Raw genomic sequence first — 16,592 nt, 5'->3', positions numbered from 1 at the left:
TAGACTCTCCTTTCGTTATTTAGAAAGAGAATCTGTTAAAAATGCTTCTATCTCTTCCTTTGTCTTACGATCTTTGCTAACAAAGCGGTTAATCTCTTGTCCGTTTTTAAAGACTAAAAAGCTTGGAATGCCGTAAATTTCCCACTCTGCACAAGTGTCAATGAACTTGTCTCTATCGACATAGAAGTACTCAAATTCTGGGTAGTTTGCTTCAAGCTCTGGCAAGAATGGCTCAATAAATGTGCAGTCCGGGCACCAGTCAGCTGAAAATAGCAATACCGTTAAGTCTTCTTGAATCACTTTTTGTAATTCTTCGTTAGATTCAATTTTTTTCATGTTTCATTCCTCCAGTTTGTATGGTTAAATCTCCGAATTGTATATAGCCTTTCTTTCTCATCCATTCTGATACTACCAAACTAATCACTGCCGGGCCAACGATATGCAAGAGAGCTATCGCCAGAAATACAGATGGATGAAACCCCATGACAGTGAGGGTCATGAGCTGTCCAACAAGCCCGCTCGTTCCCATTCCCGCTCCTGCCGCATTATTGACCATCCCAAAGCCAATAATACCAATTGGCGCGAGAATCAGACCAGCAATCGTCGGCGGAATCAGGATGAGGGGGTTTTTCACAATGTTCGAAAGCTGCAACTTTGACGTCCCAATGCCGACAGCCGCAAGCCCGCCAAAGCGATTTTCTCTAAAACCTGCAGCAGCAAAGCCAACCATTTGGGCACAGCAGCCAATCGTTGCAGCACCAGCAGCTGTTCCGCTTAAGTCAAGCATGAGCGCAAGTGCAGCACTTGAAATCGGAGAACTTAGAGCAAGTCCAACAATGGTCGCTACTAGCATGCCCATGATCAGCGGGCTTTGGTCTGTCCCCCACATGATAAGTCTGCCAAGCCCTGTCATCATCGCCTGAATGCCAGGACCGATGAAAGCAGCAGTGAAAAAGCCAGTAATAATGGTGACAAGCGGCGTTAAAATAATATCAATTCTTGTCTCACCACTGACCAGTTTGCCGAGTTCCACCCCAATTAGAGCAGCCACGAAGCTTCCGGCTGGTCCCCCAAGCTCTGCTCCAGCGGCACCTGAGACAACACTTGCAAAAATGATTAATGGAGAAGCATTTAAGCGATAAGCAACTGCTACGCCAATTGCCGGTCCCATCAGACCCATAGCAAGCGTACCCATTTTCACAATGAGAGAAAGTGATAACAGACCTCCTGCTGTTTTTAAAATCAGACCTACCACTAATGTAGCAAATAGACCTAAAGCCATATAAGAAAGTGCATCAATGAAATACACCTTTGGCGAAAGGGAGATCCCCTTTCTTTTCAAATAAGTCATCAACGTCGTCTTCCTGCTTTCTCATAGGAAAGACGAAGAGGCCTGTCCTTCCCATTATATGTAGTATTCTTACGATGAAAAATTGTCTCTACCATGAATATCATAATCATATTTTTTTTGCTTTATCAAGCACTTCTTGTGTAACATGAAAAGAAACAGGACAAACCTTTACTAAGTTTGTACAAAAGGAGGAGTTCGTTATGCAATTAACTGTTTATTTAGCTGGAGAAATTCATAGCCAGTGGCGTGATGAAATCAAGGAAAAAAGCCAATCTTTGAAGCTGCCGGTGACATTTGTCGGTCCAATGGAAAATCATAACCGCTCAGATAACATCGGTGAGGATATTTTAGGTGAGCAGCCGAATGCCATTTTCAAAGATGATGCAGCTTCTGATTTGAACAATTTTCGTACTGAAATTTTATTAAACAAAGCAGATGTCGTCATTGCGCGCTTTGGTGAGAAATATAAACAGTGGAACACAGCCATGGATGCGTCTGCTGCAATTGCAAAAGGGAAACCTCTGATTTTAATCCGTCCAAAAGAACTGCACCATCCGTTAAAAGAACTCTCAAACAAAGCAAATATCACTGTGGAAACTGTAAACCAAGCGATCAAGGCGTTATCTTACGTGTTTGAACAGCAATAAGAAAAAAGGCTGCTCTCATTGAAAAAGCAGCCTCAGATTGTTGACAAAGGGCTAAAATGATCTTTATTTTAGCCCTTTGTCTTCTTTTCAGCGTGATAGAAAACCTTTGCAGCCCTAGGAAGGACGAGTACCGGAGCGGAGCGAATGTGACATTCGTGAGCACCGGCACGCAGGACTGACAAAGAATGCGAGGGTTTGTCTACACGCTGAAGCTGCTCTCATTGAAGAAGCAGCCTTTTTCTCTTCTATTTATACTTGTTGATAAATAGAATCCACTGTACTTTGATCACAATTTTTCACTAGGCGGACAATTAACTCTTTTGCCGCTGCGTAATCGTCCACATGTAACACAGAATGACTTGTATGAATGTAGCGTGCGCATACCCCAATGACAGCAGAAGGCACACCTTGGTTTGAAATATGAACACGTCCAGCGTCCGTACCACCCGGTGATACGAAATATTGATATGGAATGTTGTTTGTCTCAGCAGTATCGAGTACAAAGTCTCTCATTCCGCGGTGCGTAATCATTGTGCGGTCAAAAATACGCAGAAGTGTACCTTTTCCAAGCTGGCCGAACTGTGTTTTATCACCTGTCACATCGTTTGCAGGACTTGCATCTAAAGCGAAGAAAAGATCTGGCTGAATCATGTTTGCAGCTACCTCAGCTCCTCTAAGCCCTACTTCCTCTTGAACAGTTGCTCCTGAATACAACTGGCATGAAAGTGATTCATCTTTTAATTCTTTTAATAATTCAATTGCAAGGCCGCAGCCATAACGGTTATCCCAAGCCTTTGCCAAAATCTTTTTTGGATTCGCCATTGGGGTAAATACCGTTGCAGGAACGATTTGCTGCCCTGGGCGAACGCCAAGCTCTTTTGCCTCTTCTTCACTGTCTGCACCAATATCAATAAGCATATCTGACGGCTTCACAGGTTTGCTTTTTTGTTCTGGCGTCAGAAGATGAGGAGGTGTACTCGAGACGACACCAGGAATTGGCCCGTGATCGGTATGAACGTCCACACGCTGCGCCAGCATGACTTGACTCCACCAGCCGCCAAGTGTTTGAAAACGAATCATTCCGTTTTTCGTGATCGATGAGACCATGAATCCGACTTCATCCATATGACCAGCTACCATAATTTTCGGTGCGTTTTCCGGCCCTTTGCGTACGCCAAACACTCCGCCAAGACGGTCTTGAATGAGTTCATCAGAATATTTCTCAAGTTCCTTTTTCATAAAAGCACGCACATGGTGCTCATTTCCTGGTGTTCCCTGTAATTCTGTTAAATTTCGGAAAATCGACAATGTTTCTTCGTTCATTCTACAGTTTACCTCGTTTCTATGTAATGACCATATATATTCCTATAAAAATAACACTCACTTTATACTATAAGAATTCTTTCGGTTTTCCAAGTATCTCTCTAGAAATTTTGAATATGCTTTCAATTATTCGGATTCCTTAACATCAATGGACAAGTTTTGTATAATGGAAAAAACAGCAATACGGAGGTGCAGCACGTTGAAGTTAAAACATATTTTGATTGGTGCGAGTATTGGAGTAGCCGCTGCAATTGTTGCAAAGAAAGTATTTTTCCCTACGTATATCTCATCTGAAAAAGCATTAAAAATTGTGAAATCTGCTTTTAAACAGCGCGGCCCGATTGATGGCTCTTGGATTTATACTGTACCAGAACCGTATACCGTAAATGGTGAAACGATTGATGTGTACAAATCTGGCATTACCCGCTCTGCCTTTGGCGAGCTTGAACAGTATGAAGTGATGATTGATGCCAAAACAGGCATGATCGTTGATGTAATTGATTCTGTTGCTTGATCAAGAAAGCTTCGCAAAGATATGTCCTTGCGAAGCTTTTTTTATATGGCTTTGATTTTTTTGTACACAGGATGCCACATCGCGTCCTGCACAGCCTGAATGAGGTCATCAGGCGTTTCTTCTGCTATTCCTTCATCAATTGCTGCCTGCGCCACACGGACGGCCACTGTTGCTGAAACGGTTCGAAGCTGATCGACACTTGGCAGCATCGCTGCACCCGGCTTCCCCACATTGACCATGCTTGCAATGGCTTCAGCACTCGCAACAAACATACTGTCTGTCATCAACCTGGCTTTTGACACAATCGTGCCTAGACCAAGACCTGGGAAGACAAGGGCATTATTCGCTTGTCCAATTTCATATGTGACGCCTCCATATTCAACAGGATCAAATGGGCTTCCCGTTGTCACAAGTGCGCGTCCTTCAGTCCATTCAATCAGATCTTGCGGCTTTGCTTCTGAAAGAGGTGTCGGATTCGACATCGGTAAAATCGCAGGGCGCTCCACGTGTGACGCCATTTCTTTTACAATTTCCTCTGTAAATGCTCCTCCGACCGTCGAGGTGCCAATTAAGATTGTAGGTTTCGCCTGTTTGACGACCTCTAATAGATCAATCGAATGCTTTGGACCATTACGGGCATAATCCTTTACTTCGTCAGAACGTCTTGCATACGGCTTTTGAAATGGCTGAATGTCAGGTGAATCATCTGTGAGCAGCCCCGTTTTATCAATACACCAGAAATGATCATAGGACTCCTCTTCTTTGACTCCGTCTCTGACGATCGCATCACGGATTTGCTCGGCTATGCCAATACCTGCCGTACCCGCTCCAAAAATGACGATACGGTGATCTTTCAGCGGGACCTTCGAAGCTTTTGCACATGCCATAACTGCAGCAAGTGAAACGGCGCCAGTTCCTTGAATGTCATCGTTAAATGTACAAATGCGGTCCTTATATTTTTCCAATATCGCACGGGCATTCTTTGTACCAAAATCTTCCCAGTGAAGAAGTGCATTTGGGAAAGTAGCACGGGCAAGCTCGACATATTGATCAATGAACTGATCATAGCGCTCTCCTCGAACGCGGGAGTGCTGATTTCCAACATAAAGCGGATCATTTAAGAGACTTTCCTGGTTCGTCCCGGCATCAAGCACTACCGCCAGCACGCGGCTAGGATCAATGCCTGCTGCAGCTGTATAAACAGCAAGTTTCCCGACTGAAATGGCAATCCCGCCAACGCCCCAGTCTCCGATGCCTAAAATACCTTCTGCATCAGTTGCAACGATTAAATCAATTGATTCATCGACACCATAAGAAGCAAAAATCTCTTCCATGCCTTCCAGATCATCAATCGATAAATAAAGCCCTCTCGGCTTCCGATACTCATGGCTATAACGCTGAATAGCCGTTCCTACAGTCGGCGTGTAGACAATCGGAAGCATTTCCGCCAAGTGCTCATTAAGTAATTTGTAAAAAAGCACTTCGTTTCTATCATGAAGTGATGTTAAATACACATTTTTCCCTAGCTCATCCGGCTGTGCCTTGAACTGCTCATATGCACGCTTTGCTTGATCCTCTAAAGTTAAAACCTTAGGCGGAAGAAATCCCTTTAACCCGAGCTCCTTCCGCTCTTCCTTTGTAAATGCAACCCCTTTGTTTAAATAAGGGACTGACATGACTTCCATCCCTCTTAATGGTGTTTCGATCACATCACCATGTACACGATAAAATTGGTTCACCTGCACTCTTCCTTTCACAAGTTCATTTTGTCGTTATTTTGTGTGAAAGGCGAAAAAAACATACAGATGATCTTTTATCTTCCTGTTTCTCTTTTGATTTCGTGTGTAATCTGCCCGTCTTCGTCCCATTTTACAGCACGATAAATGGCATCATGATAAAACAAATACCACGCATTTTTTTCTTCTGCAAAAGCCTGCCACTTTTGCTTGGCTGGAATCGACGTCATTGGGTAATCATCATATGCCAAAACCCAGAGTGGATTTTTATGAGCGTGTGTTGGCATGATATCAGCTAAATGAATCGCTGTTTCGCCCTCACTTGTGAGCGTTAAAATACTATGACCATTGCTGTGGCCGCCTGTATGGTGCAGCTCGATGCCTTCTGTCACTTCGATACTTTCTTCAAATGTGACCACTTGATCTGCAACAGGCTCCCAGTTTTCTTTCCAATATGTATTTCTTGAGCGAATGTTCGGCGCTCTCATTTCATCCCATTCGATTTTCGATGTGATGATTTTTGCCTGCTGAAAAACAGACACAAGCTTATCGCCTTCACGTTTTGTTAATCCGCTGGCATGATCAAAGTGCAGGTGTGTCATTAATACGTAATCTATATCTGATGGGCGCAGGCCAAGGGCCGCTAGAGATTCTTCCAATTTGGTTTCCTCTGTCACGCCGTAATTGCGTTTTTGTTTATCTGTCAGCTTCCCTGATCCGATGCCCGAATCCACTAACAGATGCAGTCCCTTCCACCGAATGAGAATTGGATCACATCGTAATTCAATTTGATTGCGTTCATTAACCGGGTATTTTTTTGACCATAAAGGCTTTGGCACGACACCGAACATTGCACCGCCGTCCATGTGCGTATCTCCCCCGTTTAACCAAAACAGTTCCATTTCACCTATTTTCATTGTCTCCATTGCTGTCATCCCTCCTTTTTCTATCGTAGCAAATACAGCCAAAAATCGCATGCACCAATCTTTTCATAAAAAAAGCTGACTGCAATTTTTTTGCAGCCAGCTTGATGTCACTTGTTATTCTGGGAATTTGACTTCTGATCGATAGATGGGTTGTCCCATAGATGAGAATTTCTCTTCATATTCAGTCATCACGTTTCCTTCTAAGCCGTCCTCATGTAAATCTAGGCTGACATACGTTAAAAGAAGGCCATAGGCAGAAAAACTTTTTAAGGAATATTCAAATAACCCGCGGTTATCAGTTTTGAAATGTAATTCACCGCCTGGACGAAGAATATGTTCATATCGCTCTAAAAAGGTTTTAAACGTCAATCTGCGCTTTTCGTGTCTTGCTTTTGGCCACGGATCAGAGAAATTCAAATACACCCGGTCAATCTCATTTTCCGCAAACACATCTGTCAGCGTCTCAGCATTAATGTTCAAAAGCTTTACATTTTCAACATCTGTCTCTTTGATTTTATCTACTGCCGTCACAATGACACTTTTAAATAATTCAATGCCAATATAGTTGATATCAGGATGAAGCTTGCCCATTCCAGCAATAAAGCTCCCTTTTCCTGTCCCAACTTCGATATGGATTGGATGATCATTTCCAAACAGCTCATGCCATTTCCCTTTATATTGCTCGGGACTTGCTAAAGCAATATGAGCATTCTCAGCTAAGTAATCATCAGCCCATGGTTTATGTCGCATTCTCAATTTGATACACCTCTATTTTCTTTACATTTTATCAAGATACCATGAAACATAAAGACCCGCAAGACAGCATCTTCTATGTCCATATAAAAAGACCAGCCCTTCGCTTGAGCTGGTCTGCCGCATGTATAAATTGGGCGCTGATTGCACAGTTTAACCTCATAAATGACACGCAGGAAAGGAGCATTTGTATGGGTTTAAACCGTCAACATCAGCTTCAATTAATCAAAGATATTTTAACCGATCACCAGCTGGATTGCTGCGGGACTGTTGCAGAATATGAACAGGTGGGACGCGTAATTCAATTAATGCTGGCAAAAGAAGATCTGGATCCCGACATTCGTCAGCTGTTAACAGATATTTATGATTACAGCCAAAAGGGCACCTCTGTCAGTTCAATTGATGCACATATCGAGGAGCATCAATCACATCTGTCTGAGTGGGTCGAAAACATTCCACTGTCTTAATGGATGTTTAACCTTTTTAAGAGTGCATTTAGCTCCGCTTGCACTTCTTTTTGGGCCTTTTCATTCCCTTTTCGTTTATGCCAAACGACAAACGATACGGTTTCAGCGAGCACGTACCACGCCATGCGCTTTCGCAAATTATCCGTCAGCGGGGCGCCGTACATAGAGAGCCAGCTTTCCCAGTTCTCTTCCTCAACATAATGGTATAAAAGCGGTCCAAGATCAATCGCTGGGTCTGCAATCATCGCCCCATCCCAATCGATCAAATAGAGCTGGTTTTCATCTGTCAGCAGCCAATTATTATGATTGAGATCACAATGACAGACGACCTTGTCCTCAAAATGGACAGCCTCCACATGCTTCTCTAAATACTGAATGGCAAGCGTGATGTCTTGTGAAACAATTTGCTCGTTTAAAATGGACTGTTTTAGATGCATCAGAATGGATTCTGGATCTAGAGAGTGCTTCTCTAATCGTTTCAGCATATCGAGCAATTCTTTTGATGTATGAATTTTTCTTAGCTGCTCTGCTACAGGACGATCATTCATGTCCTTTGGCTTCAGCTCTCTACCGCTCAGCCAGTGCTGTGCAGTAATTACATCTCCATTTTCCATCCGTTTTGTCCAGACAAGCTTCGGCACAATGCCTTCAGCTGACAAAACCGCAAGAAACGGTGACGTATTGCGTTTTAAAAATAGCTTTTGGTCATTGTGTGTTGCGAAGTACGCATCTCCCGTAGCGCCTCCAGCCGGAGAGATGTGCCATTCGCTACCTAATATTTGTCCCAACCAGTTCATATCAATTTTCAACCCATCATTTCTTAAAATATTTTAAATCTTGCTTTTTTAGTCGACAAAATTCAGCCGATTGAGGATCAATTGGCTGTTTCTTTTTTTTATTTATATGATCATAAAAACAAAAAGGACAGCTATTGAGAATGAGATGCTAAACAATAGCCGTCCTATAGATTTTATCGTTACCTTCTTATACTCGTCAAGCAAAACTAAAAAATCAGGACAAGAACCTTACGAAAAAGAAGCCTTTTTTCATGGTTCTTTGACTGCGGACATAACGCAAGTTATTTAAGCACGTAATTTTAAGGATCGTTCACTTGCCTTCACAAAGACAGGCGTTGCACCGATCACTTCTCCATCTGCGTGAAATAAGATTTTTTCATCTGCTTCTAAGTACGCTTCCTCATGCTGAAACAGGGTAACCCCCTTCATCCCAAGGTGCTTTCGAAACACCATTGCACTTAGAAACAAGAGGACTTTGAATGGATTCAAATCTGTGACAACCATCGTTTGAAAACCTGGCTGCCTTGCACTCACTTCCGGTGCTGCTTCCAGCCCTCCCCCGTAATACGGGTGATTGCATACGATCACAAACCACACTTGTCGAAAGACTTTCTTCTCATTTTCAATAAATAACGCAAGATCAAATGGCTTAAACGACCATAGAGAATGGAGAAATGACAGCGGGTAGATGATAAAGCCAAGCCCCAGCCGTTTCAGCCACTTTTTTCCTCTAAAATGCACCGTTTTCCTCAGCACATGTGCATCAAAACCCACACCGATATGATTGAGAAAAAGAACAGATTGCGAACTTTCGGCATGATCTTGAAAGGAGCCGAGAGAAAATGTTTTGGTGAGCATTCTCTTTTGCTTTTTCACTTCTTTTAGGACATCATGACGATGGATACCGAGACCCTTCGCAGCATCATTCCAATGACCAGCAGGGACAAAACTAAGCTGCACATGATCGATTTCCTTTAAGCCATTCAGCACTTCATGAATCGTTCCGTCACCGCCAATAACAATCAATCGCTTCAGCCTGTCATCCTGCATGGCACTGATTTGTCTTGCCAAAACTTCTGCATGGCCTTCATGCTGGGTGAGAAACGATCGATAAGAGACCTCCACCTTTTGTAATTCTTTCTCTATGCTCCTCCATGTGCGGAGTCCTTTTCCATGTCCTGCTTCTGGATTAACGATAAAGTACCATTCATTCATATATTAGCTCCACTCGGGTCTCATTTTTCGTGACCTTCCATCATGCCTTTAATCGAGCCATTCCTGCCTTCTTTTGCTGTCTGTTTCACCATAAGCAAGCAACACCTTTGTCGCCTTAAATTGCTGATGCTTTGTCGGCGCCGTATTTTTCCGCTGCTTTTCAAACCACTCTTCTGCCTTCTTCTTATCGATAACCTCCATCCCATATGGAACTTCAGGTAAATCAATATAAGAGGTTCGGCTGATGAGAATTTTTTTCACAGGAAGGTCTACACCACTTTGCTGTAAGATCTTTGACACAACGGTGCCAGAACGCAGAAGGCTTGCACAAGGATTTAAGACGGACTGAACAGCTTTCCCAGTCGCCCGTTTTTCCCAAAAACGTTCCTTCGTTCCGATATAGACGCTGTCTGGCTCGGCCTCTAAGAAGGATAAACAGATTACTTCGAGCGGCGTGATGAGTATCGGACATAATTCCATCTCAGCTTTTTGAATGAGCAGCACCGGCTTGTACATCACAAAATAAGAATCTGGAAGCTGCCTCGCCAGCATTCGCAGCTTTTCATCATATCGAATATGATGGGAGACGGTTGAAATATGTGAAATCGTTGAGCTCGCCCATTTTAATTGCACTTCAAAGAGATGATCCTTAAAAAAGTGAGTCAGCTTCGTTTCATCGGTAGGGACGTTTCTGAAAACCCCTTGCTCTATATCTGTCGGCTCGTTAAAAAGACTTAGGTCCCGTTCCTTTTTCATATCGGCTTCTTTTTGCTTTCTCTTTAAGGAGAATTTCTTTCTCTTTTCTTCCTCCTGTTCAGGCGCTTGTTGAGGAATTTGGTCAAATGGTTGCTGCGCCTCCTCTTTTGAAGCCTTTTTCAACTCGTCCCATCTTTGTTTTTTCAACCGATTGAATTGATTGATGTAGTGATGCGGGTCTTGTTCATATCGTGATATATAATCTTGAATTTTGATAATTTGCGCCATCTGCTGCTCACTCCAACTTCTAGAATCATTTATGTAATGTAAATTGTTTGATTGCGTGATAACGAGGGGTTTCCTTCGGACGTATTTCAAATAAAGTGATACGCGAAACCTCCATCACATATGGCTCTTTGCGTAAAGGCGCTTGTTCTTCATAAAGGTCATCCGCATTCCATTTGCGTGCAATCGTCATATGCGGATGAAACGGTCTCTTTTCAACAGGGTGTCCTGCTGACAAGACAGCCTCCTTTACCTTTTCTCTTAAATGCATGAGCGGCTCACTTTCATGAGGCTTTGCAAAAAAGACTCTCGGGCGTTCCTTCGCACCAAACTGCCCTACCTCATTCAGCTCTAGTGGAAATGCAGATGCTTCATTTGAAAGGAGGTCAAGCAGCTGGATGATCTTTTTTAAACGCTCTTCTGGAATGGCGCCTAAAAAGACAAGGGTTACATGATAATCATGTGGTGCTGTCCATTTTTGAAAGAACAGTCCGCTCCTTTGATCAATGTCTTGTTTGATTTGATGCGCAAGTTGTTCAGGGATGTGAATCCCTATAAAATAATGACGGTTTTCTGACACAATATCACCTGTCCTTTTTTAACAAACTTTACGAATCCCCATTGATGATAGTATAACTAAAGAAATGCGGAATGAGAAGAAAGGGTGTCATCTGATGAAAGTTGCACAAAATATAGCTGAGCTGATTGGCGATACACCGCTTGTCAAATTACAGCGGCTCCAGCCAGAGAATGCGGCGGCTGTTTACTTAAAGCTGGAATCATTTAATCCTAGCGGAAGTGTCAAAGACCGCGCGGCTTACAATATGATCGTTGAGGCAGAAAAACAAGGGAAACTCACAAAAGGAGCAACTATTATTGAACCTACGAGCGGGAATACAGGGATTGGTTTAGCCATGAATGCTGCCGCAAGAGGCTACAAAGCTATCCTTGTCATGCCTGATACGATGACAAAGGAAAGAATCAATATTTTGAAGGCATACGGGGCGCAGGTCTTCTTAACCCCAGGAGAAGAAAAAATGCCAGGCTGCATCCGCAAGGCGGAAGAACTGGCTGCTCAAATTCCTCACAGCTTTATTCCGATGCAATTTGACAATAGAGCAAACCCAGATGCACATAGAGGAACAACAGCGGTCGAAATCATGGAAGCTGTGAAACAACTTGGACAGCCCCTTGGCGCCTTTGTCGCAACAGCTGGAACTGGCGGTACTATTACAGGAACTGGAGAGGAATTAAAAAAGGCATTCCCTCATTTAACCATCCGTGTAGCAGAACCTAAGGGATCTCCAGTCTTATCTGGCGGGGAACCTGGCAAACATAAGCTCGTTGGCACAAGCCCAGGATTTATCCCCCAAATCTTAAACGAGGATGTCTATGATGAGATCGTGCAAGTAAGCGACGAAGATGCGTACCACATCACACGGGAGCTCGCTATGCTTGAAGGCATTTTAGTAGGCCCATCCTCTGGGGCGGCTTGCTATGCAGCCATTGAAACAGCGAAGCAATTGCCGGCAGATCAAATCGTGATCTGTATGACAGCAGATACGGGTGAACGATACTTATCAAGTGATGTTTTTCAAGATTAAAAAAGGAACAGGGCGATGAATCCCTGTTCCTTTTTCTTCTTTCACGGTTAAGATGCTTAGACAGATTTCACCTCAGCCTGCTCCCCTGTGACGAGTAAAGCCTGTTCATCAGTTAGAGGACATAAATCAAGCGTCTGCTGATGCTTCTCCATAATTAGCTGTGCAGCCTCGCCTAAATAGGCATTGTGCATATGCGGTACTGGATAGCGGCTTATTTCATTGCAACCTTGGAATGATGAAAGCTCCGGCGCCTTCTCCTGATCATCCATCATGGAGATATATTCAATGCTTGGCGCCATAATGATACTCCCCGCAGACTCTCCGATGTACAGCTTACCTTTGTTGATTTCTTCTTTCAACACGTCATCGAGACGCTGCTTTCTTAACTCCTGCAATAAATAAAAAGTGTTGCCTCCTGAAACATAGATCACATCATTTTGTTTGATCATCTGTGTGATCTCTTCTACGGATTGTTCATCTACCTGCACAGTCTCAAGCTGCATGCCTAATTTCTGAAAGGCTTCCTTCGCTGCCTCCACATAGTGCGTGACTTCTTCTACAGCACTTGCCGTTGGAAAGAAAGTCACACGCTTACCTTTTAATGATTCACCTGCAAAGTCAGACAAGAGAGAATAGCTGTCTTTGAATGAAGAGCATAAGAACATTTTTTTCACTATGAATCCCCTCTTCTCTTTTCCAATTTCTATTTTGCTAATTCATACATAGCTTGTGCATAAAGAGCTGCTGCTCTTAGTAAGTCATCAATTTCAATATATTCATCCTTTTGATGGGCGCAGTCTGGTCTGCCAGGAAATAGAGGTCCGAACGCAACGCCAGCTTCTAAAGATCTCGCATACGTTCCTCCCCCAATGGCAATAAGGGTTGCAGGATCTCCCGTTTGCTCCTCATATACCCGCTGCAAGGTTTTCACAAGCGGATGATCTTTTGAGACGTGATGCGGAGGGCTGTCTTCGAATTTTAGAAGGGACGCCCCTTTGATGCTTTCAATTCCTTTTTTGACGTCCTTGCCGTCTACAGTTACTGGATAGCGGACATTTAACCCTAGCTTTGCTTCCTCATTCTGTTTATAGCGGATTGTCCCAACGTTCAATGTCAAATCTCCACTAATATCATCTTTGCAAGCAATTCCCAGCTTTTTCCCTCTTGTATCCTGATCAAATAAAGCGTTGATTTGGGAAGTAAAGGCAAGTCCCTGCTCATCTAATTCATGTCCGCATAAGAAATTCGCCATATGAATGCCCGCATTTGTCCCATGCGCCGGCTCCATGGCATGAACGGATACCCCTTTTAATGTAAAATGCAGTCCATCCGCTGTGCTTTTTACCTCACCAGATAATTGATGATCAGCAAGATAGGCTTCGAAGGCCGTTTTTAATGATTCAGCATCATGTGCCTGTGCAGCAGTCACAGTAGCAGCTGCCTCATCTGGCACCATATTGAGCCTCATACCCGAAGTAAATTGCTTCAGCGTATAGCGCTGTTGATTCGATGGTTGTTGATATGTAAATGACAGGATGGCATCAATAATTCCTTTTTCCGCATGAATAATCGGAAAATCGGCGTCTGGTGCAAATCCGATTTGCGGCATCGCCTCATGCTTGAAATAATGGTCCACACAGCGCCAATCACTTTCTTCATCTGTCCCAATGATCATTCTGATTTTTTTCGACAGCTGCAGACCAGAATCTTTTAAGATCTTCAGCGCATAGAACGCTGCCATGGTTGGGCCTTTGTCATCAATAGCTCCGCGTGCAAAGATTTTATTTTCTCTGATATCCGCTGAAAATGGCGGGGTTGTCCAGCCGTCGCCAGCAGGCACCACGTCCACATGGCACAGCACACCTACGATGGCTTCGCCTTCCCCGTATTCAATATGACCTGCATAGCCGTCGACATTCTTGACTGTGAAGCCTTCGTCTTCCCCTTTTTTCAGCATATACTTGAGGGCATCATCGACTTTTTCACCAAATGGCTTTCCTTCTTTGCCGCCTTCTTCATCAAGGACACTTTCAATTTGTAAGAAAGATTGTGTGTCCTTGATCAAGTCATCTTTTTTTCGTATTACTTCAGCTTCCCAATTCATTTTTTCCATTCCTCCTTGAAAAAAGGTTGCAATCCACCCTTAAAACGAATATTATATTAATTGTTTTGTAATAATGTTCGTAAATGGAGGATTTTATGTTTCAGTTAAAAGAAAATCAAACCAACATAAAGAAAGAAATCATCGCTGGTATGACGACATTCTTTACCATGGTCTATATTGTTGCCGTCAACCCAGGAATTCTTTCAAAAGCAGGTATTCCTTTTGACCAAGTCTTTACTGCAACAATCATCGCTGCTGTCGTCGGTACGCTCTGGATGGCACTATTTGCAAATTATCCGATCGCCATTGCACCAGGCATGGGGCTGAATGTCTATTTCACCTTTACCGTTGTCGGCGGTGGCGGCATTAGCTATCAAACAGCGTTTAGTGCGGTATTTGTTGCTGGTATACTCTTTATTATTTTATCGTTAACATCCCTTAGAAAACAACTGATTCAAGCCATTCCAGATAATTTAAAGTACGGCATTACAGCAGGAATCGGGCTTTTCATTGCGTTCATCGGCCTCCGTCAGTCTGGAATCATTGCTGCTGATCCAGAAAACCTTGTGAAGCTTGGCAATTTAAGCTCGCCTGTTGTCGTTTTAACGCTTGTCGGCTTAATGATTTCGGTTATATTAATGGTTCTGCAAATAAATGGTGCACTGTTTATCGGCATGTTAGCGACCACATTGATTGCACTCGCAACAGGCCAGCTTCATTTCCCTAAAATGCTGATGGACGTCCCTGCACTGCCTGAAGGCATGCTGATTACCAATCCAATCGCTGCTTTTGGTGATGTGTTCTCTCATCATTTATATGCTGTCGTCTTCTCCTTCTTACTGGTGACGATTTTTGATACAACAGGCACTATGATCGGCGTTGCCGAACAAGCCGGATTAATGAAAAACGGCCAGCTGCCAAAAGTGCGCAGAGCCCTGCTCGCTGACTCTGCTGCAACGACGGTTGGTTCTATGTTTGGTACAAGCCCAACCACTGCTTATATTGAGTCATCATCAGGCGTTGCTGCTGGCGGAAGAACTGGGCTGACTTCTTTAACGGTCGCTGCACTGTTTATTGTGGCATTATTTTTTGGCCCGCTCGTTCAAGCGATTTCGTCTTTACCATCCATCACATCACCTGTTTTAATCATTGTTGGCTGCTTGATGATGAACTCGGTGTCACGCATTCGCTGGAACGAACTAGACGAGGCATTCCCTGCTTTTCTTGTCATTCTTTCGATGCCGCTGACTTCTAGTATCTCTACAGGAATTTCACTTGGATTTATTTCATATCCGCTTGTGAAATTGGCGAAAGGGAAATGGAGAGAAGTACATGTGCTTGTTCTCATCTTTGCGGTGTTATTTTTCATTCAGCTCTTTTTCTTAGAAGGATAACAGAAACAGAAAAGGCACATCCTTACATGGAATGTGCCTTTTTTGGCCTTCACTGAATTTTTTATTTTGTAAATTTTCTGAGTTTATTTTTCGAACGTTTGAACGTGGCAGCTTCTATCGTATCCCTTATCATTATTGGGTTGTAACCGGATTCAAATCATGATATATACCATATTTCATTTCATGAAGACAAGTTTAAAAACACGTAAAGTTGACTTTTTGGTGGAACTAGATGCATAATAACGTGTATAATAGAATAAAACATTAAGAAACACGAACATTTACCATTGTTGCATGTCCTTATTTCGCAGTTTTAGTGTAGTAAGTTGTGGTTAGTCAAGTCCATCCGATCTTATTGATAGGGAGTGGTTTTTTGAAACCTTCAACAAACCGTATGATGACTCGAATTAAATCAGTTTATATGTTCATTCAAGAGAAAGGTCTTGTGACGACACAAGAGCTGGTTGATGAATTCGGGATCACACCTAGAACCATTCAAAGAGACTTAAACGTGCTTGCCTATAACGATCTTGTTCATAGTCCAAGCAGAGGCAAATGGGAAACAACGAGAAAAAAAGTAAAAATATCATCTTAAGCGTATAATGAATTGTCCATATAACAAAAAGAACCGGCGATATGCCGGTTCTTTTCTTTTGCAGATTGTTGACAAAGGGCTAAAATGATTTTTATTTTAGCCCTTTGTTTTCTTTTCAGCGTGATAGAAAACCTTTGAAGTCTAGGAAGAACGAGCACTGGCGCGGAGCGAATCGAACATTCGTG

Annotated in this window: 18 protein-coding genes and 1 pseudogene; 6 read left to right on the top strand and 13 right to left on the bottom strand. The window is 43.1% G+C overall.

Going from position 1 to position 16,592, the window contains the following annotated elements:
• Positions 1 to 15 precede the first annotated feature (15 nt).
• On the bottom strand, positions 16 to 336 hold the full coding sequence (locus tag AMR95_RS10705; protein ID WP_024424860.1) for a thioredoxin family protein: 321 nt from the start codon (positions 334 to 336) through the stop codon (positions 16 to 18).
• Positions 323 to 1,351, bottom strand: a complete 1,029-nt coding sequence (locus tag AMR95_RS10700; protein WP_058838261.1) for a PTS transporter subunit IIC — start codon at positions 1,349 to 1,351, stop codon at positions 323 to 325. The genes AMR95_RS10705 and AMR95_RS10700 overlap by 14 nt, the downstream gene beginning before the upstream one ends.
• 200 nt (positions 1,352 to 1,551) lie before the next feature.
• Between AMR95_RS10700 and AMR95_RS10695 the strand changes: the two genes are divergently transcribed.
• Complete coding sequence (locus AMR95_RS10695) at positions 1,552 to 1,998, top strand: YtoQ family protein (protein WP_058838260.1); 447 nt, start codon at positions 1,552 to 1,554, stop codon at positions 1,996 to 1,998.
• A gap of 249 nt (positions 1,999 to 2,247) precedes the next feature.
• On the opposite strand, the gene AMR95_RS10690 is transcribed toward AMR95_RS10695, so the two are convergent.
• The gene (locus AMR95_RS10690) at positions 2,248 to 3,321 is read right to left on the bottom strand and encodes a M42 family metallopeptidase (protein ID WP_058838259.1); all 1,074 of its coding nucleotides are present in this window, start codon (positions 3,319 to 3,321) and stop codon (positions 2,248 to 2,250) included.
• Positions 3,322 to 3,520: 199 nt separating this feature from the next.
• Between AMR95_RS10690 and AMR95_RS10685 the strand changes: the two genes are divergently transcribed.
• Positions 3,521 to 3,835: a PepSY domain-containing protein gene (locus tag AMR95_RS10685; protein ID WP_058838258.1), complete on the top strand. Its 315-nt coding sequence runs from the start codon at positions 3,521 to 3,523 to the stop codon at positions 3,833 to 3,835.
• Between the two features lie 41 nt (positions 3,836 to 3,876).
• On the opposite strand, the gene AMR95_RS10680 is transcribed toward AMR95_RS10685, so the two are convergent.
• The 3 genes from AMR95_RS10680 to trmB all read right to left on the bottom strand — a co-directional run bounded on the left by AMR95_RS10680 (position 3,877) and on the right by trmB (position 7,253).
• The gene (locus AMR95_RS10680) at positions 3,877 to 5,574 is read right to left on the bottom strand and encodes an NAD-dependent malic enzyme (RefSeq protein ID WP_081258405.1); all 1,698 of its coding nucleotides are present in this window, start codon (positions 5,572 to 5,574) and stop codon (positions 3,877 to 3,879) included.
• A gap of 74 nt (positions 5,575 to 5,648) precedes the next feature.
• Entirely contained in the window at positions 5,649 to 6,497 is an 849-nt protein-coding gene (locus tag AMR95_RS10675; protein WP_058838257.1) for a YtnP family quorum-quenching lactonase, read from the bottom strand.
• Between the two features lie 114 nt (positions 6,498 to 6,611).
• The gene (gene trmB, locus AMR95_RS10670) at positions 6,612 to 7,253 is read right to left on the bottom strand and encodes a tRNA (guanosine(46)-N7)-methyltransferase TrmB (RefSeq protein WP_024424866.1); all 642 of its coding nucleotides are present in this window, start codon (positions 7,251 to 7,253) and stop codon (positions 6,612 to 6,614) included.
• Between the two features lie 188 nt (positions 7,254 to 7,441).
• Between trmB and AMR95_RS10665 the strand changes: the two genes are divergently transcribed.
• On the top strand, positions 7,442 to 7,717 hold the full coding sequence (locus AMR95_RS10665; protein WP_025092409.1) for a YtzH-like family protein: 276 nt from the start codon (positions 7,442 to 7,444) through the stop codon (positions 7,715 to 7,717).
• Here the strand turns inward: AMR95_RS10665 and AMR95_RS10660 are convergent.
• The 4 genes from AMR95_RS10660 to thpR all read right to left on the bottom strand — a co-directional run bounded on the left by AMR95_RS10660 (position 7,714) and on the right by thpR (position 11,290).
• On the bottom strand, positions 7,714 to 8,514 hold the full coding sequence (locus AMR95_RS10660; RefSeq protein WP_039183266.1) for a phosphotransferase family protein: 801 nt from the start codon (positions 8,512 to 8,514) through the stop codon (positions 7,714 to 7,716). The two genes, AMR95_RS10665 and AMR95_RS10660, sit on opposite strands and share 4 nt — an antisense overlap.
• Positions 8,515 to 8,799: 285 nt before the next feature.
• Complete coding sequence (locus AMR95_RS10655; RefSeq protein WP_058838256.1) at positions 8,800 to 9,729, bottom strand: YegS/Rv2252/BmrU family lipid kinase; 930 nt, start codon at positions 9,727 to 9,729, stop codon at positions 8,800 to 8,802.
• Between the two features lie 48 nt (positions 9,730 to 9,777).
• Entirely contained in the window at positions 9,778 to 10,713 is a 936-nt protein-coding gene (locus AMR95_RS10650) for a hypothetical protein (protein WP_058838255.1), read from the bottom strand.
• A gap of 25 nt (positions 10,714 to 10,738) precedes the next feature.
• The gene (gene thpR, locus AMR95_RS10645; RefSeq protein ID WP_058838254.1) at positions 10,739 to 11,290 is read right to left on the bottom strand and encodes an RNA 2',3'-cyclic phosphodiesterase; all 552 of its coding nucleotides are present in this window, start codon (positions 11,288 to 11,290) and stop codon (positions 10,739 to 10,741) included.
• Between the two features lie 94 nt (positions 11,291 to 11,384).
• Between thpR and cysK the strand changes: the two genes are divergently transcribed.
• Positions 11,385 to 12,314 (top strand): cysteine synthase A, encoded by a 930-nt coding sequence (gene cysK, locus AMR95_RS10640; RefSeq protein WP_058838253.1) that lies wholly within the window; start codon positions 11,385 to 11,387, stop codon positions 12,312 to 12,314.
• 56 nt (positions 12,315 to 12,370) lie between these two features.
• Here the strand turns inward: cysK and AMR95_RS10635 are convergent, their stop codons facing one another.
• Both AMR95_RS10635 and pepV read right to left on the bottom strand, forming a co-directional pair.
• On the bottom strand, positions 12,371 to 12,988 hold the full coding sequence (locus tag AMR95_RS10635; protein ID WP_058838252.1) for a Type 1 glutamine amidotransferase-like domain-containing protein: 618 nt from the start codon (positions 12,986 to 12,988) through the stop codon (positions 12,371 to 12,373).
• A gap of 29 nt (positions 12,989 to 13,017) precedes the next feature.
• On the bottom strand, positions 13,018 to 14,418 hold the full coding sequence (pepV, locus tag AMR95_RS10630; protein ID WP_058838251.1) for a dipeptidase PepV: 1,401 nt from the start codon (positions 14,416 to 14,418) through the stop codon (positions 13,018 to 13,020).
• A 95-nt stretch (positions 14,419 to 14,513) separates the two neighbouring features.
• Here pepV and AMR95_RS10625 point away from each other — a divergent pair, with 95 nt between their 5' ends.
• Both AMR95_RS10625 and AMR95_RS10620 read left to right on the top strand, forming a co-directional pair.
• Complete coding sequence (locus tag AMR95_RS10625) at positions 14,514 to 15,812, top strand: NCS2 family permease (RefSeq protein WP_039180738.1); 1,299 nt, start codon at positions 14,514 to 14,516, stop codon at positions 15,810 to 15,812.
• A gap of 373 nt (positions 15,813 to 16,185) precedes the next feature.
• Positions 16,186 to 16,407 carry a DeoR family transcriptional regulator gene (locus AMR95_RS10620; RefSeq protein ID WP_008356419.1) on the top strand — a complete coding sequence of 74 codons (222 nt, stop codon included), beginning with the start codon at positions 16,186 to 16,188 and terminating at the stop codon, positions 16,405 to 16,407.
• Here the strand turns inward: AMR95_RS10620 and AMR95_RS19390 are convergent.
• Positions 16,404 to 16,592, bottom strand: a pseudogene (locus tag AMR95_RS19390) (hypothetical protein); the annotation flags it as partial. The gene AMR95_RS10620 and the pseudogene AMR95_RS19390 sit on opposite strands and share 4 nt — an antisense overlap.

This window comes from Bacillus sp. G1(2015b), from assembly GCF_001482475.1.
GTDB lineage: Bacteria > Bacillota > Bacilli > Bacillales > Bacillaceae > Bacillus > Bacillus safensis.
The sequence above is the reverse complement of the archived record's forward strand: the minus strand, read 5'-3'. Positions and strand labels throughout refer to the sequence as shown.